Here is a 25,684-nt window from a genome sequence, read left to right on the forward strand (position 1 = left end):
AGCTATATGAAGATTAATTTATTAAAATCTCCTGTCCAACATTCAAAACTGAATTATATCGAATCGCATTAATTTTGCATATTTCAGATACTTCTACATCATGTTTATTAGCAATAGCATGTAATGTATCACCTCTTTTAACAACATAAATACTTTTAACAGAAGCATCTTCTTCGATTTCCTCAGTCGTTTTATATATAACTATCTTACTTTTACGAGTAGATTTATGTGATCTAGGTGACATCCATTTTTTAGTTACTGCTATATCATTAGATCTTATTTTGGTTTCTTCTGAAAAATCAAAAAGATATTCTGGATGAACACTTTTACCATGATATCGTACCTCAAGGTGTAAATGACTTCCTCTAGCATTACCAGAAACACCGCCTTTACCTATAATCTGACCTTTTTCAACGATATCATTTTCCTTTACCAGATATTTAGAAAGATGTGCATATACCGTCTCTAATCCATTATTATGACGTATTACAATGGTTCTGCCGTGTCCTCCATGATATTTAGCATACCTTACTTTACCTGCTAATAAAGACTTTACATTATCTCCTGTTCTAAGATCAATGTCTATTCCCTGATGCGCTCTTCCCCTTCTCCATCCATATCTTGAGGTTACTACCATTTTATGTTCAACTGGAGAAGAAAAAACAGTATCTTCAAAATGTAACTCAAAAGGAATCGCTACACTCTTTTTACCATATGTATTAAAAACCGAGTTACTCCAAGCTTCATCAAAGACTATGCTTGCTGGTATATCATTTTGCACATCAGATTTTTCGGTTTTTAAAACTTCAATTTGCTTTGGTACCTTATACAAAGGCATAAACATTATTGTACCATCTAGTACCAATTCTTTATAATCTAATAATAAATTATCCTCTTGTTGTATTGATTGCTGCGCACTAAGCGTAGTAAATGAAATACACACCAGAATACCTAGTAGTGATCTTTTTCCTTTATTCAAAAACATGAATTTTCAAAAATTTTTAAATTTAAAGTAAAGCTGATTCTGGGCGTTGTGCTTTGTAATAAGACGACATAATTTTCATCTCGTTACAAAAGTAAAAAAATATGTGATTTATGAAATATATTTTAAACACTTAAGAAGTAAAATACAGAACGCTGGAATTCAATATTTTACAAAATAATACGAGATAAATTTACCGTAATAACAATACGGTAAATTCATTTATAAGACTTTTTTTAACACTTTTTAAGAATTTGATATGAAAAGTTTAGTAGGTAATATTATAATAAAACTAATCACTAATAGTTTTAGATAACGTATAAAAGATTAATTAAATAACCATGAAAAAAGTATTCACATTAATTGTATTATCAGGGGCTCTGATGACCACGTCTTGCGTATCGAAGAAGAAGTATTTAGCTTTAGAGACAGATTTGCAAAACACCCGAAGTACATTACAGAAAACAACCGTTGAAAAACAAGAATTAGAATCTAAATTTGCAAAAATTGAAGCAAGAGTTGCTGATTATAATGCAAAGATCAATTCGTTAAGAGATGCCAATAATGAACAAATGGTAATGGTTGATGACCTAGCTGTTATTTCTAATAACACAAAAGAAAAAATGAAGGAAACCTTAGCACAGGTTGATCCCGAAAAACTTCAAGGTGCGAGAACACTAGAAGATTCAATGAATCTAGCAGTTTCTCATAACCTAAAAAGCTCTTTGGATGATAGTCTAAAAGAAGACGATGATATTTCTATCGATATTGATAATACAGTTGTTATGATTTCTATATCTGATAAAATGTTATTTAATAGCGGAAGTTATAGAATAAGTAACAAAGCGAATGATGTTTTAGAAAAATTAGCACAAGTAATTAATTCTGAACCTAGTCTTGATGTAATGATTGAAGGACATACAGATCCTAGAACCATCAATACTCCTGCACTAGAAGACAATTGGGATTTAAGTGTAAAAAGAGCTACATCTATTACAAGGTTGCTACAGAAAAAATATAATGTAGATCCGGCTAAATTAATAGCTTCAGGAAGAAGTAGCTACCAACCACTGGTAGAGAACGATTCTGAAGAAAACATGGCAATAAACAGACGTACAAGAATTGTTTTATTACCAAACCTAGACAAGTTTTTCGCGATGTTATCATCAAATTAGGAAAAATCAACAATATAAATTTAAAAGAGGGATGTACTCAATAAGATACATCCCTCTTTTTATTTTGCATAATAAAGTACATAATTAGTGATCATACGCTTGTAAAAAATCATCTAGTATATGGAATAGTTCATTATTATCCTTTTGTTGAAACTGCTTTACATTATTACTAAATACTGGAAGATCGTTTAAAAACGCCCTGATTCCGTCCAATTCAAAATCTTTTAGCATTTTTCCGTATCCTAATTTTTGAATGTAGGCTCCATTAAGGTATTGTTCAAACTGATTTTTAATTGGGACTGTACAGATAGGTTTATTTAAGAACAATGCTTCAGAGATGAACGAATATCCTGCATTACAAAATACGGCCTTAGCTGTTCTAAAATGATCTATAAAATCAATTTCACTAAACTTTTTAAGCGTTACATTATCGTGGTTTGCTTCTTTATTAAAGCCATATACAATGAAATTCTCATTAGAAAGAGTATTAAGTAACTTAATTAGCTTTTTCTGACTACAAGAGGATTGGTATATTAGTATATGATTTTTGGTATCTCGTTTTGCGTTCAGAATTTCTGTTCTAATAATTGGTTGTACTAAAACACTATTTTTTTTCTTCAATTTAGCGTCAAAAAAAGTAGAAATCAAATATTGATCACAAAGTGGAAGTTTTGCTTTAACTACAGTTTTAGCAATATTGTAATTAACCCTTTCGGATTCAGGTATTTTAATATCTAAAATAGCTCGATCTAGAATTTGCATATTATCAATACTAAGTATGGGAAGCTTATAATATTTAGCATAGAAATAGGTAAAAGATTCAAAATCAGATATTATTATATCCGGCTTAAAATCTGTCTGAAGATCTTTACATTTCTTAAAATTAACTATTAAACTTTCAGGAAGGTTTTTAATAATATCAGTAGACGTTTTGGATTTAGAAACTACTCCATCCTTATAGGCAAAATTAAATCCCTTTATTTGATGTGTTTGATTTGGGAATATTTTCTTAAGAAACAAATATGCTTTCCCGCTGGATACTATTCTTATGTCATGATTTGTTATTAGGTGCTCTAGAATTACTTTTGCTCTAGTTGCATGTCCCATACCTTCTCCTGGAACTCCGTATAATATTTTCAAACTATTATCCTATATATGTATTCACACTAGTAGTTAATCTACAAGAATTATGCAGCATTTGTTTAAATTTTAAAGCCAAATTTTCATCATTAAACTTCATTGCTTCACTAATGCTATTTGACAAAATCAATTCTCCTATAAGATATTCTACAAAATAAGTTTGATCGTCAGTTAACAATACGTATTCTGTCATATTAAATCCCTGTTTTCGAGTTATAACTATATTTTAAATTTTTATTTAAAAATACAGAGCTCTTTTATTAAGAATCAAATTTAACTTTTAAGACGATCTCTTTTAATCATATTAACATAGGTTATCAAATTCTTATTCACAATCCCTCTCTTAAAGAAATAATAAAGCCAATTTAAAACAAATAAATCTCATCATTTTTTCGTAACTTATTGATGTTCAAAACTTAAATCACACAGTCATGAAAATATTTGTATTGATTCTACTCAGCCTCTTTTCTATTACAACTATTGACCATAAGAATACTAACACTCCTATTGATCTGTATAACCTAGAAGGTGTTTGGGAACTAAAGCATCAGTTTCTATATGATAGCGATAACCAGATTTCGGACACCATTTTTAATACTAATGGATATCGTCAGGTAAAAGTGTACAGTAAAGGTAAGGTCATGTGGACTCGTTTTGATCCTACGGATAGTAACGAATGGTTTGGATATGGTTCGTATATAATCAAAGGTAATATCTTAGAAGAAAGATTAGAATATGCATCAGGGCCAATGATGAAAATAGTAGATACTACACAAGTTTTTGTGTTTGAACTTGTAATGGATAAGAACTCCTATCAACAAATCACTGTAGATGAAACTGGTCATTTCTCGCAAGCAGAAAATTACGATAAGATAGAATAAAGCATATCTAAACTGGTTCCCATAATATGTTCTTTTGATGTAGAAATTCAAGAGAACATTTTTTTTGTCATAACTTATATTCACATTCTAAAATAAAGTTGATTACCCCCTGTTTTTGGGGCTTACACCTCTTTTTATACATGTAATTTCGTTCTATTTTTGATTCCAATATTAAATGTAGATTTCATACATTCTTATATATCCATCCTTATAACTTTTTTTATACATGCTGTTATTAATAGGTCTGTATAAAAAATCTACGTAAAAATAGTATCACAGCCAAGAACGAATTAATAATTAACCATAACTAAATATATTACAATGAAAACAATGAAATCGTTAGCGCTATTTGCGATCGTTTCGGTAATGATTATTTCTTGCCAAAAAAAAGAAATTACTGATGAAGTACAACAAGTTTCATCAGAACCTACAAAGGAACAACTTGATAAACTATTTAATATGGGAGTTAACATCGATGCTGTAACTATAGAAGAAATTACGATGTTGGATGGAAGCATTAATAAATACTTAGTATCAGGAGATATTTTAATTCCTGTAACAGATTTTGATAAGTATCCTGAATTGAAACCTCTTAGTGGAGATAATAAACAATATCGAGATGATAATATCGTATCTCCTAATTATAGAAACATCGATATTCTAGGATATACAGGTGGTAGTTTTGCTTTAACATCAAAGATGCAAACAGCATTACGTTGGGCCGTTAACAACTATAATGCACTATCTAATAGTTTAAATTTCAACTTGACTTTTGGAACCAGTTATGGCCCTGCAGATATTGTAGTATATAAAATTAATGTTGCTGGTGGAGGTGGAAATGCCGGATTTCCTAATCTTCTTGGACAACCTTATAAATGGGTACGTATTAATGCTGGAACAGATGGATTCAGTACGAATGTAAATGAACATGTAATTGGTCATGAAATAGGACACTGTTTAGGATTAAGGCATCAAGATTGGTATAATCGTCAAAGTTGTGGTTATACAGGTCCACTTCCTGCAGAACCGCCAGCAATTTGGATACCAGGAACCCCTATTTCTCCGTTTGCAGACTCTATTATGTTAGCATGTTTTGGTGCTGGCGAAGATGGAGAATTCACAGAAACTGATAAAAACGCTTTAAACATACTTTATTAGAAAAGAATATCAACTATAATATTATACTGCTTATTTATATTGTAGTTATTAAACAACTCACTCTAGATATGGTGTAATATCAAGGTTGTATCTAGAGTGAATTTTAATGATTTTTGTTTTATCAATCAAAGTAAAAAGTATCTTTTAACAGATTATTTTCTCATAATACTATCAAATATTTTATCGATCTTTAAGGAATTAAGAGTAAAGTCAATTTCAATGAAAGACGATATTTGGATTATTATTCCTGGAATAGGAAACCACCAACCAGGTGAAAATCTAACTGCTTTAACCAGAAGCCTTGGTGCTATAAACAATTCTCCTGTTCAAATTAACAAAGAATGTCATCTTATCGAACAGATAGAAAACAACCATCAAACAATAACATTCGAAGTACCTTTAACCACAGGAAAGGTCAATACACATACTACCCATTTCATGGAACTCTATTGGAATGATCTTTCTACTGTTAAATCATCTTGGTTAGGGATTGCCAAAGCTTTAATTAAAGTTATACTTGGTTTACGCCACCTTATTCCTCCTGTACAATCTGAGACTATACTAGGTAAACAAATACACTTAATCCAATTTTTTTTCTTGCTTTTACGTGGTCCTATTTTAGCAGGTTCTGCCTTAGTATTTATACTTTGGTTTCTTCTATTGACCATTTTTTCTGTTATGAAAATGACTATGAAAACAGGGAACGAAGAAATTATTTTGAATGAGAATTTAATCTGGATATTTCCTGTATTGTCAGCTTTAATAGGAATTGGAATATTAGTATTTCCTTTTAAGATTGGAGGTCAAAAACTCTTGAAAAACTGGACATTCCGATGCATGGCATTGCTAGCTTTTGCACTTATTATTGCGCTACCAATAGCTCTTAAAATAAATATAACTTGTTGCTGTTTTGTAACAGAAGTGATAAAAACATTACTCATTCAGCCATTGAAAATGTTGTGGGGATTGGCAAATATTACACTCATTTTGTTATTTATCACTATGATGATTCAATCAATACGTTATAAATTGACAGAGAAACCTTTTATAATAATTCCTTCTTTATTGGCAATGACTACTATGGCATTTTGGATTGCAGTGATCCCAATAGTTTTAATTGCCTCCAACTATTTTACACCAGAAAGTTTAAAATTTCAAGGAATGGAAGTTATTGTTAGAAATAGTATGCCTACTGTAGGATGGGTATGGATTGGAACGATGATATTAATACTTAGTGCAGCAATACTTTGGTATAATAGATCTATATGGTTTAAAAAGAATAAAAATGGAAAGAGTACTGCAAACTCTTCTCCAAGATTAGTTTTTAACAAGGCTCTTTTTTGGGTTATGATTTTCATCTCTATTAGCGTAATCATAATATTTCTTTTAACCAATGTACCTATTTTGAAAACAACCTTTATAGGAAACTTACTAGGAGAACAAACAGATGTTCTTAGAAATATTGTAATCATTTCGGTACCTATTTTGTTACCATTATTTGTTTATGGTAAACAAAACATTAGTCTGGGCTTGGATATTACTTTAGACATTATTAATTATTTCCGGCCAAGTGGATCACAAGAAAATATGGCTATAAGTAACCCTTATTCTTCACTTGATTTTGATCTTAGAAATCGTATTATTAATCGATTGGATAAGATTATTCAAATGGCAAATGAAAATTTTGAAATAAGAAAAATTGTTTTAGTTACACATAGCCAAGGCACAATATTTGGGTTAAATTATCTTTCTAATCCAATAAATAAAAAAAGATTCAAAGATTTAAAGGTCAAGTTAGTAACCATGGGATCTCCGTTTACACATATCTACCAACACTATTTTCCAACTCATTTTAATAACGATACTATTTATAAAAATATAAAAAACGTAGTCGGTGAAAATAACTGGACAAATATATATTGTTCTGATGATTATATAGGTACCTATATAAAGAATGCTCCTTCACAGCAAGATAAAAATGATCAAAGTTTTCCTAAAAATATTAAAAAAGAACTAGGTGGCCATACAGGTTATTTTCAAGATAATAGAGTTCTCAAAGAGTTATTACGAATTTGATTACCAAACATATAAGAATCAAACAACAAGATTAGATTTAGTTTTTTGTGAATATTTATTAATGAATGTAGTTATTTTAAAACTTCCTTAATTAAACCTTTTTTGAATTACAGAGTCTTAACATTAAACACTAAAGTTTAATATTATGAGATCTATAAAAATTCAAAAAATAGCATTACCATTATTAGTAATTATCTTTTTTATTGGAAGTAGTTTTACCACTAATATAGCAAAATGGGAACATTTAGGTTCTAGAACAGTAAATTATAAAATAGATCGAGATGTAGTAAAAGTGACAGCTAGAGATGGAGCTTTTAAAAAATTAAAAATAAAAGTTACTAATGGTTCTTTGAATATGCATAGGCTTGTAGTTCAATATGGAAATGGAGAAAAACAATTAATACAAGTAAGAAAGAACTTTGCCAAAGGTGGATCAACAAAACTTATTGATCTTAAAGGAAATAGAAGAATAATTAGAGACATTACATTTTACTACGACACAAAAAACATATCAAGAAAACGTGCTAAAGTTCATGTTTTTGGAAAACATTAAAAAAACAAAATAAGCTAGGCAAACGGTTGGGATATATCATACGTAATCTAATTATTCCCAACCAAGCTTGGCTTGTTTTACTTTGTTTACGTTTCTAGCTTAATTCATAATATCCACATTTCAAGTAAGCACCTTCAGGAAAACTAATTGGATGATCAATATCATGATATGTTTTATCTATTACATTAAAACTTCTACCGCTCATGGTAATATTCTCTTCAGAAATTTTAAAAAACTCTTCTGCAATTACTCTAGAAGAGCAAGATGCTAGCACTAAAACTCCCTTTCTAGTTACCAATTGCGCTCCAAGCTTAGCTAGTCTGGCATAACTATTTTTAGCTTTTTGTATCTCATTTTCTCTTTTAGCAAAAGATGGCGGATCAATTACTACAATATCAAATTTCTTACGTTGATTGATTAAATGTTGTAACCCTTCAAATGCATCCGCAACCATAATAGTATGTGTACCAGAATGTTCATTTAAAGCTGCATTATGTTTAGCCATTTCTAACGCATGCTTACTGATATCAAGACTTACAACTTCCCGCGCATCACCAGCCAAAGCATGAACAGAAAATCCTCCTGCGTAAGAAAACACATCTAATACTGTCTTACCTTTAGCAAAATCCCCTACTCTTTTACGGTTATGTCTATGGTCCAAAAAATAACCAGTTTTATGTCCTTTAATTACATTTGCCGAAAATCGAACACCGTGTTCTCTAAATACTACTACTTCTTGTTCAAGTTTTCCGTAAATAACTGAGCCATCTGTTAGGTTATAGGTTTTTCCTGAAGATTGTAAAGACCTGCTTAACCTCATAATTACAGATTTACAGGCTGTTTGTTTGATTAAATGTGGAATAACATCATTCAAGTAAGGAAACCAAATATGTGAATATAGTTTTACTACCAAAACTGTATCATATACATCCGCTATAAAACCAGGCATATGATCATTTTCACCAAATAATAATCGGTAACTATTAGTATCTGTTTCTAATAAAGGTTTTCTTTTATCATATGCTTGTTGAATACGGTTGCCAAACCATTCATCATTAATTTGAGCAGCTTTCTTAAATTGAATTAATTTTATTCTTATTGGAGAATATGGGTCGAATAACCCAATAGCCAAAATAATGTTCTTTTTATGATCATAAACAATCGCAAGATCACCTGCATTTCCTTTTACATTTTGTTTAGCTATACTATTTTCGAAAACCCAAGGATGCCCTTTTTTAACCATCTTTTCGCCAGCTGGTCTAAGTTTTATAGCTAATCGTTGAGTTGTAATATCTGGCACTATGTTCATAATATGCAAGATTAATAATATTTTTCAGCTTATTACAACATATAGTAAATAAAAACGGGACTGCTATTAACAATCCCGTATGTACCAAAACTTTTAAGTGTGCTAACCTAATTAATACCAATACATTGATTAAACTTCCCAATACACTCAATAGCTGATGTTTAGATTTTAAGAGATTTTTACATGCAATATAACATTGGTTAATGAAAATAGAATTTCATACAAAGCTTGGTGATGCAATAAAAGTATGACATTTATTCAACTTTTACCTGCGTGTAAACCTCAAAAAAAGTACTATAAATCGCTTGTTGAGAGTACAAAAAAGTAAAAGCGCTCATCCCAAGGTGTATCAGGATAAACGCCCAAAAAGTATTGTTCGAACTTGTAGTTGTTTGTAAAGAAAATCTCGTTTTTTGATCGTTAGATTACCTTATCATACCTTTTAGTTAAAAGCATCAATCCCAAGAAGTATCAGGATAAACCCTCTTTTCAGTATTTTAGCAAATCATATATCTATCGTAAATTGATATTGTTGATTTCTCTACTGCTTACACTTACTAGACGCATGTACCTATATTTTGTTACAGATTTATTTTATTTTTTTTAAAATTAAATTACTTAAAACTAGCCGTATACCATTTATAATAGGGGTTTCAAGAGTATAAAATATATTAAAAAAAATGTGATATTTAAATAAATCATATATTCAAAAGTTAATAACAGATAACATTTCGTAGCATTTTAACTTGGTATTTATGTATTATTATAACGATATATCTAGTTCATTAAGTAAGATTTTATCCTTTGCATTATGAAATAATATCTTTAATATATAATAGACCATATCTAAACCATTTTGTTTTAAATAAATCATAAAATCACATTTAATACATATTTATAAAATTAAATATGTATATTTGAACTGTGAATAAAGACAAAATCTTAGAAATTAATAAAGCGCTTGGCAATGCCACTCGATTGGATATTTTAAAATGGTTAAAAGATCCTGCATCAAATTTTCCTCCTCATTCTGAACTAGGTCACTTTGATTTCGGAGTATGCGGGCAATATATTAAAGATAAGTCTGGATTATCACAACCAACTATTTCACATTATTTAGCAATTATGAATAAAGCAGGTTTACTTACACCAACAAGGCATGGTAAATGGACCTATTTTAAAAGAAATGAACAAACTATACAAGAATATATTAAGCAAATAACGGACAGTCTATAAAAAATTTAATACAACATATTTATAAAATTAAATATATAATTATGAAAATACTAATTATCGGTGCAACAGGAACTATTGGCAAAGAAATTTATGATCATTTAAAGGAAAATCATGAAGTATATGCTGCACATAGAAATAGTGACTCCTACCCTATTGATATTACAAATAAGGATTCTATAAAATCACTTTTTGATACACTCCCAAAACTTGATGCAGTTATAAATGCAGCTGGTACAGCTTCCTGGAAACACTTTTCAGATCTTAGTGAAGAAGATTACTATGTAGGTATAAAAAGTAAATTAATGGGGCAGGTTAATCTCGTACATATCGCAAAAGATTATTTGAACGAAAATGCTGTTATCACCCTTACTACAGGGATTCTTGCAGAACACTATGAACCTAACACGACTGCACTTTCATTGGTAAATGGAGCCATCCATAGTTTTGTGAACAGTGCTGCAAAAGAATTGGAACGTGGCATACGACTCAATGTAGTTGCTCCTGGAGCAATTGCCGGAGATTTTCCAGAAGATCAAAAATTTGCAGGTTACCTACCTGTTCAAATTCAAGATGTTGTAAAAATATATGAATATACGCTCACGAGCACGAATACTGGTCAAATTCTAAAAATATACTAATCAAATGAAAATTCCGATATATCAAATCGATGCTTTTACGCAAAAACTGTTTGGAGGAAACCCTGCAGCTATATGTCATTTACCACATTGGTTGGATGATGAAACTTTATTAAAAATCGCTATAGAAAACAACCTTGCAGAAACAGGGTATTTTGTTAAGAAAAATGATAATTACGAGATTCGATGGTTCATGCCATATGCAGAAATTGATTTATGCGGTCACGCTACTCTAGCCGCTGCTTATGTAATTTTTAATTATATAGATACTTCAATTGATCTAATTTCCTTTTCTTCTAAAAGCGGTATACTTAAAGCTAAAAAAGAAGCTAATGGAGCTATAACCTTAGATTTTCCTTCGCGTCCGCCAGAACCTATTGATATTCCTAAAGAAGTGTTTAAAGCATTTAAATCTAATCCAACACACGCTTTTTCTGGAAGAGATTTAATAATCACTGTAGCTTCTGAAGAAGAAGTCTTAAATGAAGAACCTAAGTTAGAGTATTTAAAAGGATTACCATATTTATGTACAGTCATCACTGCTAAAGGAAATAATTCTGATTTCGTCTCAAGAGTGTTTGATGCTAATCCTGAAATCCCTACAGAAGACCCCGTTACTGGTTCTGCTCATACTGCTTTGGTTCCGTTTTGGGCAGAAAAACTTGGTAAGAAAGAACTAAAGGCATATCAATTATCAAACCGAGGAGGTGAATTAGATTGCAAACTAGAAGGAGATCGTGTTTTTTTAAGCGGATACGCTGTTCCTTTTTTGGTTGGAGAGATAGAAATATAAACCCGAACAATGAGTTAGAAATTTTCTTCGATAAAGTATCAATTAGCTAATAATAAAGCAAAAAACACTTTACGTCATCATACTGCAAAATCACTTATGGTTTCTGCTGATTTTGCAGATGTTGAAAAGGTTACCAGAAGCACTAAACATGCTATTTTTTGGAAAAAATATGGGTAAGCTTATTGTAAAAACTTAAAACTAAATTACAAAAACATTTGATTGATTTTGGATCTTAGTTTTCGACCATAATCTTCCTGTAACCATTCCCTATAGTTTTTAGTACTTTTGCTTATGCAGTAAGAATATCTTCGAACTCTATATTCAATATCCTGATCTAATAATTTACTAAGAATTCTGGCATCAAATACATCTTCACTATTTTCAGCACACATTTTTGCATGTTGTTCAATAGATTTTTCGAGTACGCTTTTACTACGTAAACCATATTTTTTAGTTTTTGCATATTCATTTTCAATATTAAAATCTATATCGATTGAATTGCTAAACTCTTTACGGATTTCTTCAGGCATAACGTACTTAAAATTACGCTCTATCTCATCATCACTAACCAGGCTTTCATAATAGAAATCTGGTGATTTAAAAATAGATTGCCAATCCATATCCCCACTCCATAAACCAAAACGAGCAGTATTATTTCCCATGTCAATAATTGAAAATTCTGGTTTCTTTGGTAATACCCTAGATCCCCTACCAATCATCTGAAAATATAATGTTAAGGACTTAGTTGCTCTATTAAGAATCACGGTTTCAACTGTAGGTTCATCAAAACCTGTTGTTAATATACTCACAGAGGTAAGAATCGCATTATCAGTATGTTTAAACCACTTAAGAATATCCGATCTTTCTTGTTTACTATTTGTATTGTCTAAATGTCTTATTGGGTATCCCGCTCTCTGAAAAACATCATATACCTGTACAGAAGTATTAATTCCATTATTAAAGATTAAAGTTTTTTGTCCTTTAGATCTTTCCTCGTATGCTCTCAATAGCTTATCCTGCATTAAGGCATTTGTATATAAATCTTCAGAAGATTTCACTGTATAATCTCCATTCATTCCAATCTTAAGAGATCCTAGTCCAACGTCATACGTATATGTAACTGGTTTAGCGAGAAAACCATTTTTAATCAAAGATGCAATCGTATCTCCTACAATTAACTCATGATAATTATCTTTCATTGGTAGTTTCATATTAGAACTTAGTGGCGTAGCTGTTACCCCTAAAATGAAACAAGAATCAAAAAAACGAAATAACTTTCTAAATGAATTATAATGTGCTTCATCGATAATAACCATACCAACATTATCAATTTCTAATTGATCATCATTGAGTCGATTATTAAGCGTTTCTACCATTGCTACAAAACACATATATTCATGTTGATCCTCTAATTTCTTTACATTACTGTTAATGATTTTGTTTTTTACATTAAACTCTGTAAGCATATTAGAGGTCTGATCACATAACTCTATGCGATGTGTAAGCACAACAACTTTCTTCTGTGTTGTCTCTATATATCTTCGTACGATTTCAGAAAAAATAACAGTTTTTCCTCCTCCAGTAGGTAATTGATATAGTAAATTGTAATTTTTAGGAAATTCTTGCAAACGTCCAAAGATTTTATCGATATCTCTGGCCTGATAGTCATAAAGTACTTTTTGCCTTTTTTTTTCTATTTCAGTGGGATTCACCCCCATTTGCTTTAGATTAAAAATAAGCTACAAAATTAAGCACTTTATAAAGTTATTTACAAGAATTATCGAAATATATTTTGTGTATAATAATTACATTTTCTTTAAAAATGTTAATTATTCATAATATTTCTTACCACTGCTATGGTTCTCTTTATTTTTAAAACTAAAACTGATAATTAATTAATGGCCAAAATTGATAAAAATTTAGTCCCTGTTCAAACATTACTGATTCCTAAATCAGTAATGTATGTAGGTAAATTTCTAAACTTAATTTCTCCTTTTTTAGCTTCTAGATTTGGTGCTCGAATATTTCTAACTCCGTTTAAATACAAAAGACCAGAACGAGAAAGAAATATGGCAGAAGAAAGTCTTAAAGAGAAAATTAAAATTGAAAATATCAATAGAGAAGTAATCGTGTATAACTTTGGTAATTCTAATAAAAAAGTGCTGCTGGTACATGGATGGTCTGGTAGTGGAACACAACTATCAAAAATTGCAGATCAATTATTAGAAAAGGGGTTTAGTACTGTCAGTTTTGATGCTCCTGCTCATGGAGAAGCTCCTGGTAAAAGAACTAATATGCCACATTTTATTGAAACTATTTATCAATTAGAAAAAACTCATGGCCCTTTTGAAAGCGCTATTGGTCACTCTTTAGGAGGAATGTCATTATTAAGAGCTACAAAATTTGGTCTAGGAATTAAAAAATTAGTCGTTATTGGTACAGCCAATAGTATCACCAAAATCACAAAAGATTTTACGAGAAATTTACAATTAAGTCAGAAAACAGGACGATTAATAAAGCTATATTTTGATAAACATTACGGAGAAGACCTTGATAATTATTCTGGTGGTGTATCTGCTGCTGGAGTAACTGTTCCTACATTGGTAGTTCATGATAAAGACGATATCGATGTGCACTATAGCGCTGCGCATGAAATTACTGAAAAACTAGCACAAGGAACATTATTAATAACAGAAAAATTAGGACACAGAAAAATATTAGGTAATAAAGATGTTATTGATAAGATAGTTCATTTTGTTTCAGAATAACTGTGATATATGTTATCGATTGGTGTTTTATACGACTATATAAATACTAAAATTTAATTAGAAAAAAATGAAAAAATTCGTATTACTTTTCATCAGTATACTGACTATAAGTTGTGCTGGTAACGCGCAGAAAGAAACAACCCAAGAAAAGAAAGAATATAAAGTTTCAAAAACAAATAAGGAATGGAAAGAAATCCTTACCAATGAACAATATTATATTCTTAGGCAAGCAGGAACTGAAAGACCATTTTCAAGCCCTCTAAACAAGATATATGCTTCAGGTACATTTCATTGTGCAGGTTGCAATACTGCATTGTATGAAAGTGAACATAAATTTGATAGTGGTACAGGATGGCCAAGTTTTGATCGTGCAGTAAAAGGAAATGTATCTTATGACACAGATCACAAACTAGGATATGCCAGAACTGAGTTATTATGTGCTACATGTGGAGGACATTTGGGTCATGTTTTTAGTGATGGTCCAAGAGAAACTACTGGAAAAAGACATTGTATAAATGGAGATGCATTAATTTTTGAACCAAAAAACACTAAATAATGAGCACGTATCCTTATAAAAAAACAGAAGAAGAATGGAAAAAAGAACTCACCGAGGAACAATATAGAGTATTAAGACAAAAAGGAACTGAACGTCCTTTTACTGGTACATATAATATACATTCAGAAGATGGTACTTATAAATGTCTGGCATGCCATGTTCCATTATTTGAAAGTACTTCCAAATTTGATTCTGGTTGTGGATGGCCTAGTTTTGATGAGTCTATAGAAGGAAGCGTAGAATATTTAAAGGATACTACCCATGGAATGATAAGAACTGAAATTTTATGTGCCAATTGTGGAAGTCATTTAGGCCACGTATTCAATGATGGACCTACTGAAACTGGTCAACGTTATTGTGTGAACTCGGTTAGTATTGATTTTGATAAATCGTAAAAAGATTTAAAATTAATATTTTTGGAACGCTTATTGATAACTACATAGAATATCAAAACAACAAATAATTACTTGCTATGAAAAAGATTTTCGCACTTTTATTTTTATCAACCTTTTTATTTACTTCTTGTGTAGATGATGATGATTTCGATACAATTGGGCTTACATTCGAATTTACTACAACGTTTAATAACGCAAATGGTTATGCAGATCGTTTCTTTTTTAATGAGAATATATTTGATTCAGACGTAGTATTAGTATATCGTTTAGAAGATGTTGATAACGGTCTTGATGTATGGGAACCATTACCTACTGCAACTATTTTATTAAATGATGTTGATGATACTACAGTACTGTATCGATTTAACTTTACTTCTGGAGATGTTGATATACTTCTCGAAAGTAATAATCCAGATTTAGTTCCTGCTGATTTAACCAATAATCAAACCTTTAGAATTGTAGTTGTTCCTGCATCTTTTGCTGAAAACACAGAAATAGATTTATTAGATTTTAAAGCGGTACAATCTGCTTTAAATCTAGAATTTTAAGAAAATATATAATTAAATTATTTATAATTGTATTCTAAAAAATTAGAATAGGACTTAAAAAATTAACACTATCATTACGATAGTGTTTTTTTATGCATTTATATTCTCATAAATGTAAAAATGGAATCCTTAAATCCTTTTTAGGTTAACCGAATTATGCGTAAATTCGTGTCTTCAAAAAATTCACATTTATGAGCGCATATGATATTATCGTATTAGGAAGTGGACCTGGTGGTTATGTTACTGCTATTAGAGCTTCTCAATTGGGGTTTAAAACAGCTATTATCGAAAAAGAAAGTCTTGGTGGTGTATGTTTAAATTGGGGATGTATACCTACTAAAGCATTATTAAAAAGTGCTCAGGTATTTGATTACCTTAAACATGCTTCTGATTATGGCTTAACCATTGAAAAGTTTGATAAAGATTTTGACGCGGTAGTAAAACGAAGTCGTGGTGTTGCTGAAGGAATGAGCAAAGGTGTTCAGTTCTTAATGAAAAAAAATAAAATTGATGTAATATCTGGTTTTGGTAAGCTTAAAGCTAATAATAAGGTTACTGTTACAGATCAAGATGGTAAAGCTACTGATTACGAAGGAAAACATATTATCGTTGCAACTGGTGCTAGATCCAGAGAATTACCAAACTTACCACAAGACGGTAAAAAAGTAATTGGGTATAGAGAAGCAATGACCTTAGAATCGCAACCTAAAAAATTAATTGTAGTAGGTTCTGGAGCTATTGGTGTTGAATTTGCACATTTTTATAATGCAATGGGTACAGAGGTAACCATCGTAGAATATCTTCCTAATCTGGTTCCACTAGAAGATGAAGAAATTTCTAAACAGTTCGGAAGAAGTTTTAAGAAAGCTGGAATTAAAGTAATGACTAATTCTTCTGTTGAATCTGTAGATACTAGTGGTAATGGAGTAAAAGCAACTGTAAAAACCAAAAAAGGCGAAGAAATTCTTGAAGCTGATATTGTACTATCTGCAGTAGGTATCAAAACTAATATAGAAAATATAGGGTTAGAAGAATTAGGAATCGCTACAGATAGAGATAAAATTGTGGTAAATGACTGGTACCAAACTAATATTCCTGGAGTTTATGCTATAGGTGATGTAGTATCTGGTCCTGCCTTAGCGCACGTTGCTTCTGCTGAAGGTATTACTTGTGTAGAAAAAATAGCTGGTATGCACGTAGAAGCTATTGATTATGGTAATATTCCTGGATGTACATATGCCACTCCTGAAATAGCAAGTGTTGGAATGACTGAAAAACAAGCTAAAGAAGCTGGTTATGAGATCAAAGTAGGTAAGTTTCCGTTCTCTGCTTCTGGAAAAGCGAGTGCTGCAGGAACCAAAGATGGTTTTGTAAAAGTTATTTTTGATGCCAAATATGGTGAATGGTTAGGATGTCATATGATTGGTGCTGGAGTTACAGATATGATTGCTGAAGCTGTATTAGGAAGGAAATTAGAAACTACTGGACACGAAGTATTAAAAGCTATTCATCCTCACCCAACTATGAGTGAAGCAGTAATGGAAGCGGTAGCAGATGCTTATGATGAAGTAATTCATTTATAGTAGTAACAATATATATTTAAAACAAAAAACACCTTACCAATTTTAATGGTAAGGTGTTTTTATATACAACAATTGTTTATTTTAATTTGAAGAGGTAGGTATAGAACCTATATTAAATGATGGTATCGGTAGTCTCAATCCAAAATACCAGTATGGATCACCTGTAAATACATTAATAGCAGCTCCAGTCTGAACATAATCGTGTAATATAGAAATTACTAACCCTGCTCCTAATTCTGGAACATCATCTCCATCAAAATCCGGAGCAGAAATATGAAGACCGATTCCCCAATCAAAGATTCTATTATACGTTACACTTGTTCTTCTTAATTTCTGATCCCAAAGTCCTTTTAGAATTAGATTATAATAAGGAGCCATTTGAAACTGAGTTTTTACGTTTGTTCTTGCAATTGGATCTGCAAAAATAACTCCAACAGTACTTTCAATATGGGGTAAAATTCTAAACATATATACTTCCCTATTCTCATTGTATATAGTTTTCTCTTTAGTAGCTACCTCAAACTTAAATGCAATTCGATCTCCACTTTGACGTATCCCAGCGGTATACAAATCCAAATCAGCCTCTTTAGGTAAATCTTTTAGTGATAATTTAAATACCTTATCACTAAACTTTAATAACTCAAAATCCACAGGAGTTCCTGCTAACAACTCCTTTATCTTAGAAATATTAGTTTTTTCTAGTGTAGTATTAAACCATGTTTTTAAATATTCAACAACTTTATTGGAGAATTTTTCTAATTCGTCAATATCATTAATAGTGCTATTCACTAAAGTTTTAATGTCATTATATAATTTAGAAGCTTGATCTAAAAGTTCCTGACCATCTAGTTTAATAAAATCTATGTCACTTTCGATTTGCGTGAGCACCTGTATTACAGAGGTTTGAGAGTTAATACTTAAATCTTCATAGTAAGAAACTCGTTGTTTGATTCCATTTTTAAAACTCTCAAGGTTATCTTTAAAAGATTTTAATTCTGTAGTGATCGGTTTGATTCTATCATCTATTATTTGTTGCGCTTGTGTATCTAAAGAATCTACAAGTGTGTTGAATTGACCTGTAAGTACTTCTTCTAATTGTTGTACCTGTATATCAATAGTTTCTTTAAGAACAGACAACCCTTGATTACTATTCTCTTGCGCCAGAGCACTTGCTTCTTGTAATTGTGTTAATTGATCTTTTGTTGGGAGTATCCTCCATCGATCCACCTCATATGGTGTTTGTGGTTTAATAGAATCAAAACCTGGAATATGTAATGCAATATCTTGATTATTCTTTTTATATAACCAAGCACCAAATTGCACATAAATTCCTTGGGTATCTGCAAATTCTTCTACCTCTTTAGTCATACGTTCCAGTTCAATCTGAGCTCTTTTGTATGTTGGACCAGGCCTTGCACTAACATTAGTATCATTAGGATCTCCAGATTCTATAAAAGGACTTACATCCCATAGATCCACTACAGAAATTGCTGATTGTTGCATCGCAGCTGCCCATTTTTTATTTAGATCATCAGATTTCTTGAATGCTTCATAATCATAACTTCCTAATAAACTATCAAACGTCTTTAGAACTTTTTTACGTTCTTTTAGTGCTTCAGTGAGTTTAGTAATTTTCTCACCAATTCCCTCAGGTAATCCAGTAGTATTATTCTCTACTTGTTCAGTAATTGCACCAAGATTTAAATTTATTTGTAGCACGCTATTGATGTCTACTATAGGATTATCAATATAGGTAGAATCTTTATCCTGATAGTTGCCGTCTCTATCTCTTTCTAAAATCGAAAACACTGATTTTTGATCTTCGCTATCACTTTTATCCTGAGCATATGATATAGTTATTGAAATACAATAACAACAGATGAAAATAAGTGCGCGGAAATTTATTTTTATGCTCATAAATTTATGTGTTTAAATTTTGGTCATAGGCCATCGCCAACATAATTGATTTTTCTATATAATAGGTTGATCGATTATCATACTTAGAAGCTAAAACAACATTCCCTATGTTATTAAAAACATTAGAAATTGATAATAACACATATGAATCGACCGAACTCCAATTTATAGCATCTAATCTCGGGCTAACCTTTAACTCTTCTAAAGTATCAAGAATAAAACTAATCGTGGGAGCTTGTACTACACGTACTGAATTATAAAAATGATCTTCAGAATTGATCAAAGAAGAAAGTTTTTGTACTGCACCATTAGATCGAGTACTATCCCCTATTACTAATATAATGGTAACAGGTTCATTAGTTATCGCATTTTTAAAGGTACTATTAGCAGCTGTGGAATCTGTTTTGGATAAAATAATAGGTTCTATCATAAGAGTATATTTTAGAATGTAAGATGATTAGCTAAATGTATGTAAAAATACTACCATAAAAAAGGGGGAAAACACCCGATTCTGTTGAAGAAAATACTACACCGATATTAGCATGGCACCAAATCACAATACCAAAATGAAGTATCCCAATGTTGATCATTATCATTGGTAAAACAATTGTCGTTATCGTCTTTAGAAGGCTGATAGTTACGTAACACCTTCTCTCCTATCTTAAAACGAATAGGGTTGTTAAATATAGGACCGTCAAAAACAAACGTATGAAACTCTCCATTTTCGCCGCAAGGATCTACATTTTCTGGTAAATCTTCTAAGAAACTCTCATCTAATATTCTTCCACAAAAAGATTCATCAAGATACTTAGCATTTACACATACCGTAATTGCTTTAAAACCAAGATTAATAAATTCAAGGAATAATTCTTTTGTATTTCTCTTCCATAACGGAAAAACACCTTTAATGCCAATACTATCTAGTTGATCTTCTCTATATTTCCTAAGATCTTCCAGGAAAATATCTCCAAAAACACAATGCGTATATCCTTCATCTTTTAATTCTTCTATGTTATCTTTCATAGCCTCATTATAAGAAGACATAGAAACATCAGCTGGAAGTTTAATTTTTTTTATGGGAAGATTTAAACTTGCTACTTGTAAGTCTAATAAGGATTCTCTTAAACCATGCATCGACACACGTTCAAAATCTTTATTTACTGTTGTAAGTAATTTGGTAATTTTATATGCATCCTGTTGTAACACATAGTACAATGCTACAGAAGAATCTTTACCACTGCTCCAATTAAAATAAGTTTTATGCATCTCTTTTAGCTATAAAAAACTTTGGATAGCTAACGCATAACTTTGCATACCAAAACCAAGAATAACACCTTTAGCATTAGGAGATATATAGGATTGATGCCTAAATTCTTCTCTACCAAAAGTATTTGATATATGCACTTCAATAACTGGTACAGATACCGCTTTTATTGCATCTCCTATACCAATAGAAGTATGCGTATAAGCGCCTGCATTAAGAATCACACCGTCAAAAACACCATCTGCATCTTGTATGGTAGTGATTAATTCTCCTTCTATATTAGATTGAAAATATGTTAATTCTGTATTGTTATAATGCGACTGTAACTCTTTATAGAATTCTTCAAAGGTTTGACTACCATAAATACCTGGTTCTCTCTTACCTAATAAGTTTAAGTTAGGTCCATTAATAATTAAAAGCTTCATATGTTTATTGTTCCTGTATTCTTCTTCGGTTATTTTTGGTTTTAAAAAGATAACCTATTGATAACTGAGCTATTGAATTTCTATTAGTTACATTAATAACTCCTGTATCATTAATATTTGTAATACCTAAATTATATCGTAGTTGAAAAAACATCCCACTTTCAAGCTTATATCCCACTCCAAAAGCCCAGCTAAAATCAAAATCATTGAAAGCATCGAAAAAAGGATCATTATCAGGCACATCTTCATTGGATACCGTACTTAATAAAGAAAACTGAGGGCCTGTTTCTAGGCTAATAGGGGTTGTAATATGAATCTTCGCTATAATGGGTAATGTAATATAATTCAAGCTAATTTTTTGCTCTACTCCACTTATATCAATCTTATAACCTTGAGAAGAGTACAATAATTCTCCTTGTAAAAAGAATTTTTGAGAAATTGGATATTCTATTACTGCACCTAAATGTATTCGAACTCTACCTTCTGGACTATCAGCATCTCCAATAATACTACTATAATTAACACCTCCTTTAAATCCTGCACGGGCATATAATGGATCCTCATCATCTAACTTCTGCGAATTAACAGTAATAAAGCTAAAAATCATGAGTACCAACAAAAAAATATTTCTCTTCATACTAAGAATGGTTTACAATCAAAAATAGTTTTATTTTTTAAGAACTAACACTTCCATATTACAAAATTCATTATTAACTGAATATTAGTAGATTAGAATTTAAGGATATTTTTATTCTAAATTTCTTTAAAAATACTAGTAACAAATTTGATCTTAATGTTACTAATGGATGTATTAACAAAAAAAACATACATCATGAAAAAAATGCTTTTAACTGCAGTTGCAGTATTTACATTAAGTTTTGTCCAAGCACAAGACGGAGGATTTGCTAAAGGAGATATTTTTGTATCTGGATCTGTTGGATACAATTCTCAATCTACAGGTGACGCTAAAACTAATTCATTTGAAATTACTCCTAGAGTAGGTTTTTTCGTAAGTGAAAACTTAGTTGTTGGAGCTAGAATCGGATATAATACACAAAAACAAGAAGTGCCATTTGCTGATGAAATAAAGCTAAACACTTTTACTGGAGGTGCATTTGGAAGATATTACTTTACTCCATCTAACAAGTTTTCAATCTTTGGCGAACTTGGAGTTAATTATTTATCTATCAAAGCAGACGTTGGAGCCGTTGACACAACTACTGATGGTTTTGGAATTGGTGGTGGACCAGGTGTTAGTTATTTCATTAGTGATAATTTTGCACTTGAAGCTTTTTGGGGTGCATTATCTTATGCATCTACGAAACCAGACGTAGATGGTGCAGACTCAACTGATTCATTCGCTATCGGAGTAAATCTAGATGATATTAACTTAGGATTAGTATACAAGTTCTAAAATTCATAGTATTCATTATAAAAAACCATCTTAATCATTTTAAGATGGTTTTTCTTTTTATATTAGAATAATGAAATGGAATCATGCTATCAAAGACTACGAGCATTATCTGCGCATTGAAAGAGGACTTTCAGACAATTCCATAATTAATTATAGTTTAGATATACAAAGGTTGCTAAAGTTTTTGGATGAAAATGATGATACTTCTACTCCACTTTCCATAGAAAAAGATGTGCTCCAGAAATTTATATATGAAACGGCAAAACTGGTCAATGCCAGATCACAAGCTAGAGTAATTTCTGGTTTAAAAAGTTTTTTTAATTATTTAGTTTTTGAAGATTATCGAGAAACCAATCCTATGGAATTGATAGAATCTCCAAAAATTGGCAGAAAATTACCAGACACATTATCTCTGGAGGAAATAGACACCATTATCGCTCAAATAGATCTGGGCAAACCCGAAGGAGAACGTAACCGAGCAATTATAGAAACATTATATGGTTGTGGGCTTCGTGTTACTGAATTAATAGAGCTAAAACTATCCAACCTCTTTTTTGATGAAGGTTTTATTAGTGTTACAGGAAAAGGTAATAAACAACGATTTGTACCTATTGGTGAGGTAACTCAGAAGTTTATTAATATTTATAAAAATGAAATAAGAAATCATCTCAATATCCAAAAAGGACATGAGGATACACTTTTTTTAAACCGGAGAGGTAAACAGCTCACCAGAGCCATGATTTTTACTATTGTCAAACGCTTGGTAGAAAAAGCTGGAATACATAAAAAAATAAGCCCACATACATTCAGACACTCGTTTGCAACGCACTTATTAGAAAATGGAGCGGATCTAAGAGCTATTCAGCTCATGTTAGGTCATGAAAGTATTACGACTACAGAAATATATATGCATATCGATAGAAGTCATTTAACCGAAGTTATAAATACCTTTCATCCCAGAAGATAATATGTCAATACATAACTTAAGAAAAAACCTTATCTACATACTATTCTTAAGTGGCTATATTATGTTTTCTCAGCGATTTAATGCTGATGGAGGCGTCATGCTGAAAGCTGAAATAACACTTGGAAATCAAAACCAATGGCTAAAAATTAGCACTTTTGCTTTTGGAACTTTAAATTATGGAGACATTTCTGTAGAAAGTGGATTGTCTTTTGCTACATATCAATTTTTAAAACGTCATACAGTAAATACATCTGGATTAGCATATTCCTATGAGTTTTTTGCATTAGGAGGCATCGGTAAAAACACTAATCTTTTAGGATCATCTGTTTCTAATATGAATACTTCCATTATATTCAATCCAAAAGGAAAAGGAGGATTTAATGGGTTAGGATTTGGTTTTAGCAAAGATTATCTGCCTAATTCCTTAAAAAGCTATGGATTAAAACGAGGAGCCTTTTTAATGCGCTTTAGTAATGCTTCGCATAATATTCACTTATCATTTCAAAATGATTTTAGTGTTGGTTGGTTTAGTGGTGCAGGTACAGATTATGGTGTTACAGGTTCCTTAGATATTGGTTTTACAAAAATTAATAATTTTCGAACAGTTCAACAACTTGGTATTGGGATCGATTTGTTTACTGCAAGACCTGATTATAGCCAATCTCCAAGAAATCCTATAAACTCTGATGATGGGCGCAAAAATGTGTGGTATACCTTACCTCCTTTTAAAGATCTTTTTTATGGGAATTTATATGCATATGCAACACATCAAGAACATAATTACACCTTACACAGTAAACTAGGTATCAATAGTCAAAAAACAGGTGCATACATACAAAACATATTACACGACGGGCTTGGGTTGAATCCCAGATTCCCTTGGCTTGTAGAAACCAAGGATAAAATTTATATCGAAGTAAGCGGAAACCTATTTGTTAAAGAGACTACCAATGATTAGAAAACTGCTATTCTTATTATCCATAACTATTATATTAAGTGGTTGTACTACCTACACTACTTTTTATGGTAAGACACATAAAGCTCTTGATTCTAAAAAACTAGCAAAGATTCATCGCTTAGACTTAAGTAACCAGCAATTAGAAATGTTACCATCTTCTATTCAAGAATTAGAAGATTTAAGAATGATAAATTTAAGCAATAACCATAAATTAAATATTGATAATGTTTTAGAAAAGCTAGCTATTCATAAGAATTTAGAAGTATTAATTTTGGATAGTCTACAAATCAAAACAATTCCAAAATCTATTACATTATTCCCTAAGTTAAAACAACTTTCTTTAGTCAATAATCCTGATTTAGATCTATCACACCTCTTTACACAGATTGCTGGGTTACCTATTGAGTTTTTGAATCTAAAGAACAATAAACTCTCTACACTTCCAGAAAATATAACTTCTCTGAAAAGCCTGAAAGATCTAAACTTATCCTATAATGCTATACATGATTCTAATAGCTATTCATACCTGGGAAAATTGCCTAAACTATACTCATTGTGGATCGATCATAATAACTTATCAGAATTGCCACAAACAATTGGAAGTTTGGATCAAATTAGGTTTTTATATATAGATCATAATAAACTAAAAACTTTGCCTGATCAATTAAAGCAAATGAAGAAAGTTTGGGTAATCCATGCAGGTTATAATCAATTCGCAGAACTGCCTTCGGTTTTTACAAAAATGAAAGCATTATTGATGGTACATATAAATAATAATAACATCACAACTATTCCAGAACTATATGAAACAGAAAAATATCCGTTAGCAGGATTAATTCTGGATAGCAATCCATTATCTGAACACGAAATAACTAAGGCAAAAGAGATTTTTGATGGCTTCTTTCTTTTATCCTTTGAACAAAAAGTCTATAAATAATAAACCCTTTGATA

Annotated in this window: 27 protein-coding genes; 17 read left to right on the forward strand and 10 right to left on the reverse strand. The window is 31.0% G+C overall.

The window, feature by feature from the left end:
- Positions 1–13 precede the first annotated feature (13 nt).
- Positions 14–979, reverse strand: a complete 966-nt coding sequence (locus QBK95_RS08075; RefSeq protein WP_280932424.1) for a M23 family metallopeptidase — start codon at positions 977–979, stop codon at positions 14–16.
- A gap of 344 nt (positions 980–1,323) precedes the next feature.
- Between QBK95_RS08075 and QBK95_RS08080 the strand changes: the two genes are divergently transcribed.
- On the forward strand, positions 1,324–2,157 hold the full coding sequence (locus tag QBK95_RS08080) for an OmpA/MotB family protein (RefSeq protein WP_280932427.1): 834 nt from the start codon (positions 1,324–1,326) through the stop codon (positions 2,155–2,157).
- 84 nt (positions 2,158–2,241) lie between these two features.
- Here the strand turns inward: QBK95_RS08080 and QBK95_RS08085 are convergent, their stop codons facing one another.
- Both QBK95_RS08085 and QBK95_RS08090 read right to left on the reverse strand, forming a co-directional pair.
- Positions 2,242–3,297 carry an MJ1255/VC2487 family glycosyltransferase gene (locus tag QBK95_RS08085; RefSeq protein WP_280932428.1) on the reverse strand — a complete coding sequence of 352 codons (1,056 nt, stop codon included), beginning with the start codon at positions 3,295–3,297 and terminating at the stop codon, positions 2,242–2,244.
- A gap of 4 nt (positions 3,298–3,301) precedes the next feature.
- The gene (locus QBK95_RS08090; protein ID WP_280932429.1) at positions 3,302–3,490 is read right to left on the reverse strand and encodes a hypothetical protein; all 189 of its coding nucleotides are present in this window, start codon (positions 3,488–3,490) and stop codon (positions 3,302–3,304) included.
- 238 nt (positions 3,491–3,728) lie between these two features.
- On the opposite strand from QBK95_RS08090, the gene QBK95_RS08095 reads away from it, so the two are divergent.
- The 4 genes from QBK95_RS08095 to QBK95_RS08110 all read left to right on the forward strand — a co-directional run bounded on the left by QBK95_RS08095 (position 3,729) and on the right by QBK95_RS08110 (position 7,965).
- On the forward strand, positions 3,729–4,178 hold the full coding sequence (locus QBK95_RS08095) for a hypothetical protein (protein ID WP_280932431.1): 450 nt from the start codon (positions 3,729–3,731) through the stop codon (positions 4,176–4,178).
- Positions 4,179–4,499: 321 nt separating this feature from the next.
- Complete coding sequence (locus QBK95_RS08100; protein ID WP_280932433.1) at positions 4,500–5,336, forward strand: M57 family metalloprotease; 837 nt, start codon at positions 4,500–4,502, stop codon at positions 5,334–5,336.
- A gap of 219 nt (positions 5,337–5,555) precedes the next feature.
- A complete protein-coding gene (locus tag QBK95_RS08105) occupies positions 5,556–7,412 on the forward strand; it encodes a lipase family protein (RefSeq protein ID WP_280932436.1) in 1,857 nt (618 codons plus the stop codon).
- Positions 7,413–7,557: 145 nt separating this feature from the next.
- Positions 7,558–7,965 (forward strand): DUF2541 family protein, encoded by a 408-nt coding sequence (locus QBK95_RS08110; protein WP_280932437.1) that lies wholly within the window; start codon positions 7,558–7,560, stop codon positions 7,963–7,965.
- A 94-nt stretch (positions 7,966–8,059) separates the two neighbouring features.
- On the opposite strand, the gene QBK95_RS08115 is transcribed toward QBK95_RS08110, so the two are convergent.
- Positions 8,060–9,274, reverse strand: coding sequence for a class I SAM-dependent rRNA methyltransferase (locus tag QBK95_RS08115; protein ID WP_280932439.1), 1,215 nt, complete (start codon positions 9,272–9,274; stop codon positions 8,060–8,062).
- 924 nt (positions 9,275–10,198) lie between these two features.
- Between QBK95_RS08115 and QBK95_RS08120 the strand changes: the two genes are divergently transcribed.
- The 3 genes from QBK95_RS08120 to QBK95_RS08130 are packed head-to-tail and all read left to right on the forward strand — an operon-like array spanning position 10,199 to position 11,938.
- The gene (locus tag QBK95_RS08120; RefSeq protein WP_280932441.1) at positions 10,199–10,510 is read left to right on the forward strand and encodes an ArsR/SmtB family transcription factor; all 312 of its coding nucleotides are present in this window, start codon (positions 10,199–10,201) and stop codon (positions 10,508–10,510) included.
- Positions 10,511–10,551: 41 nt separating this feature from the next.
- A complete protein-coding gene (locus QBK95_RS08125) occupies positions 10,552–11,148 on the forward strand; it encodes a short chain dehydrogenase (RefSeq protein ID WP_280932443.1) in 597 nt (198 codons plus the stop codon).
- A 4-nt stretch (positions 11,149–11,152) separates the two neighbouring features.
- Positions 11,153–11,938, forward strand: a complete 786-nt coding sequence (locus QBK95_RS08130; protein ID WP_280932445.1) for a PhzF family phenazine biosynthesis protein — start codon at positions 11,153–11,155, stop codon at positions 11,936–11,938.
- A gap of 203 nt (positions 11,939–12,141) precedes the next feature.
- Here QBK95_RS08130 and QBK95_RS08135 read toward each other — a convergent pair whose 3' ends face one another.
- Complete coding sequence (locus tag QBK95_RS08135) at positions 12,142–13,656, reverse strand: DEAD/DEAH box helicase (protein ID WP_280932446.1); 1,515 nt, start codon at positions 13,654–13,656, stop codon at positions 12,142–12,144.
- A 180-nt stretch (positions 13,657–13,836) separates the two neighbouring features.
- Between QBK95_RS08135 and QBK95_RS08140 the strand changes: the two genes are divergently transcribed.
- From QBK95_RS08140 to lpdA, 5 genes are all read left to right on the forward strand, one after another.
- Positions 13,837–14,706: an alpha/beta hydrolase gene (locus QBK95_RS08140; RefSeq protein ID WP_280932448.1), complete on the forward strand. Its 870-nt coding sequence runs from the start codon at positions 13,837–13,839 to the stop codon at positions 14,704–14,706.
- 67 nt (positions 14,707–14,773) lie between these two features.
- Entirely contained in the window at positions 14,774–15,262 is a 489-nt protein-coding gene (msrB, locus tag QBK95_RS08145) for a peptide-methionine (R)-S-oxide reductase MsrB (protein WP_280932450.1), read from the forward strand.
- The gene (msrB, locus tag QBK95_RS08150; protein ID WP_280932452.1) at positions 15,262–15,657 is read left to right on the forward strand and encodes a peptide-methionine (R)-S-oxide reductase MsrB; all 396 of its coding nucleotides are present in this window, start codon (positions 15,262–15,264) and stop codon (positions 15,655–15,657) included. Before msrB (QBK95_RS08145) ends, msrB (QBK95_RS08150) begins: the two co-directional genes overlap by 1 nt.
- A gap of 77 nt (positions 15,658–15,734) precedes the next feature.
- On the forward strand, positions 15,735–16,205 hold the full coding sequence (locus QBK95_RS08155) for a hypothetical protein (protein ID WP_280932454.1): 471 nt from the start codon (positions 15,735–15,737) through the stop codon (positions 16,203–16,205).
- Between the two features lie 191 nt (positions 16,206–16,396).
- Entirely contained in the window at positions 16,397–17,788 is a 1,392-nt protein-coding gene (gene lpdA / locus QBK95_RS08160; RefSeq protein ID WP_280932456.1) for a dihydrolipoyl dehydrogenase, read from the forward strand.
- Between the two features lie 81 nt (positions 17,789–17,869).
- On the opposite strand, the gene QBK95_RS08165 is transcribed toward lpdA, so the two are convergent.
- The 5 genes from QBK95_RS08165 to QBK95_RS08185 all read right to left on the reverse strand — a co-directional run bounded on the left by QBK95_RS08165 (position 17,870) and on the right by QBK95_RS08185 (position 22,031).
- The gene (locus QBK95_RS08165) at positions 17,870–19,705 is read right to left on the reverse strand and encodes a hypothetical protein (RefSeq protein ID WP_280932458.1); all 1,836 of its coding nucleotides are present in this window, start codon (positions 19,703–19,705) and stop codon (positions 17,870–17,872) included.
- A gap of 4 nt (positions 19,706–19,709) precedes the next feature.
- A complete protein-coding gene (locus QBK95_RS08170; protein WP_280932459.1) occupies positions 19,710–20,135 on the reverse strand; it encodes a hypothetical protein in 426 nt (141 codons plus the stop codon).
- A 107-nt stretch (positions 20,136–20,242) separates the two neighbouring features.
- Entirely contained in the window at positions 20,243–20,971 is a 729-nt protein-coding gene (locus tag QBK95_RS08175; protein ID WP_280932461.1) for a Dph6-related ATP pyrophosphatase, read from the reverse strand.
- A 9-nt stretch (positions 20,972–20,980) separates the two neighbouring features.
- A complete protein-coding gene (gene aroQ, locus QBK95_RS08180; protein ID WP_280932463.1) occupies positions 20,981–21,394 on the reverse strand; it encodes a type II 3-dehydroquinate dehydratase in 414 nt (137 codons plus the stop codon).
- A gap of 4 nt (positions 21,395–21,398) precedes the next feature.
- Complete coding sequence (locus QBK95_RS08185) at positions 21,399–22,031, reverse strand: porin family protein (protein ID WP_280932465.1); 633 nt, start codon at positions 22,029–22,031, stop codon at positions 21,399–21,401.
- A gap of 195 nt (positions 22,032–22,226) precedes the next feature.
- Here QBK95_RS08185 and QBK95_RS08190 point away from each other — a divergent pair, with 195 nt between their 5' ends.
- The 4 genes from QBK95_RS08190 (at position 22,227) to QBK95_RS08205 (ending at position 25,670) form a co-directional block, all read left to right on the forward strand.
- Positions 22,227–22,808 carry an outer membrane beta-barrel protein gene (locus QBK95_RS08190; RefSeq protein ID WP_280932468.1) on the forward strand — a complete coding sequence of 194 codons (582 nt, stop codon included), beginning with the start codon at positions 22,227–22,229 and terminating at the stop codon, positions 22,806–22,808.
- 70 nt (positions 22,809–22,878) lie between these two features.
- Positions 22,879–23,775 carry a site-specific tyrosine recombinase XerD gene (gene xerD / locus QBK95_RS08195; RefSeq protein ID WP_280932470.1) on the forward strand — a complete coding sequence of 299 codons (897 nt, stop codon included), beginning with the start codon at positions 22,879–22,881 and terminating at the stop codon, positions 23,773–23,775.
- A gap of 1 nt (position 23,776) precedes the next feature.
- Positions 23,777–24,733, forward strand: a complete 957-nt coding sequence (locus QBK95_RS08200) for a hypothetical protein (RefSeq protein ID WP_280932472.1) — start codon at positions 23,777–23,779, stop codon at positions 24,731–24,733.
- Positions 24,726–25,670, forward strand: coding sequence for a leucine-rich repeat domain-containing protein (locus tag QBK95_RS08205; RefSeq protein ID WP_280932474.1), 945 nt, complete (start codon positions 24,726–24,728; stop codon positions 25,668–25,670). The genes QBK95_RS08200 and QBK95_RS08205 overlap by 8 nt, the downstream gene beginning before the upstream one ends.
- Positions 25,671–25,684 lie beyond the last annotated feature (14 nt).

The sequence above is a fragment of the Aquimarina mycalae genome, assembly GCF_029906345.1.
GTDB lineage: Bacteria > Bacteroidota > Bacteroidia > Flavobacteriales > Flavobacteriaceae > Aquimarina.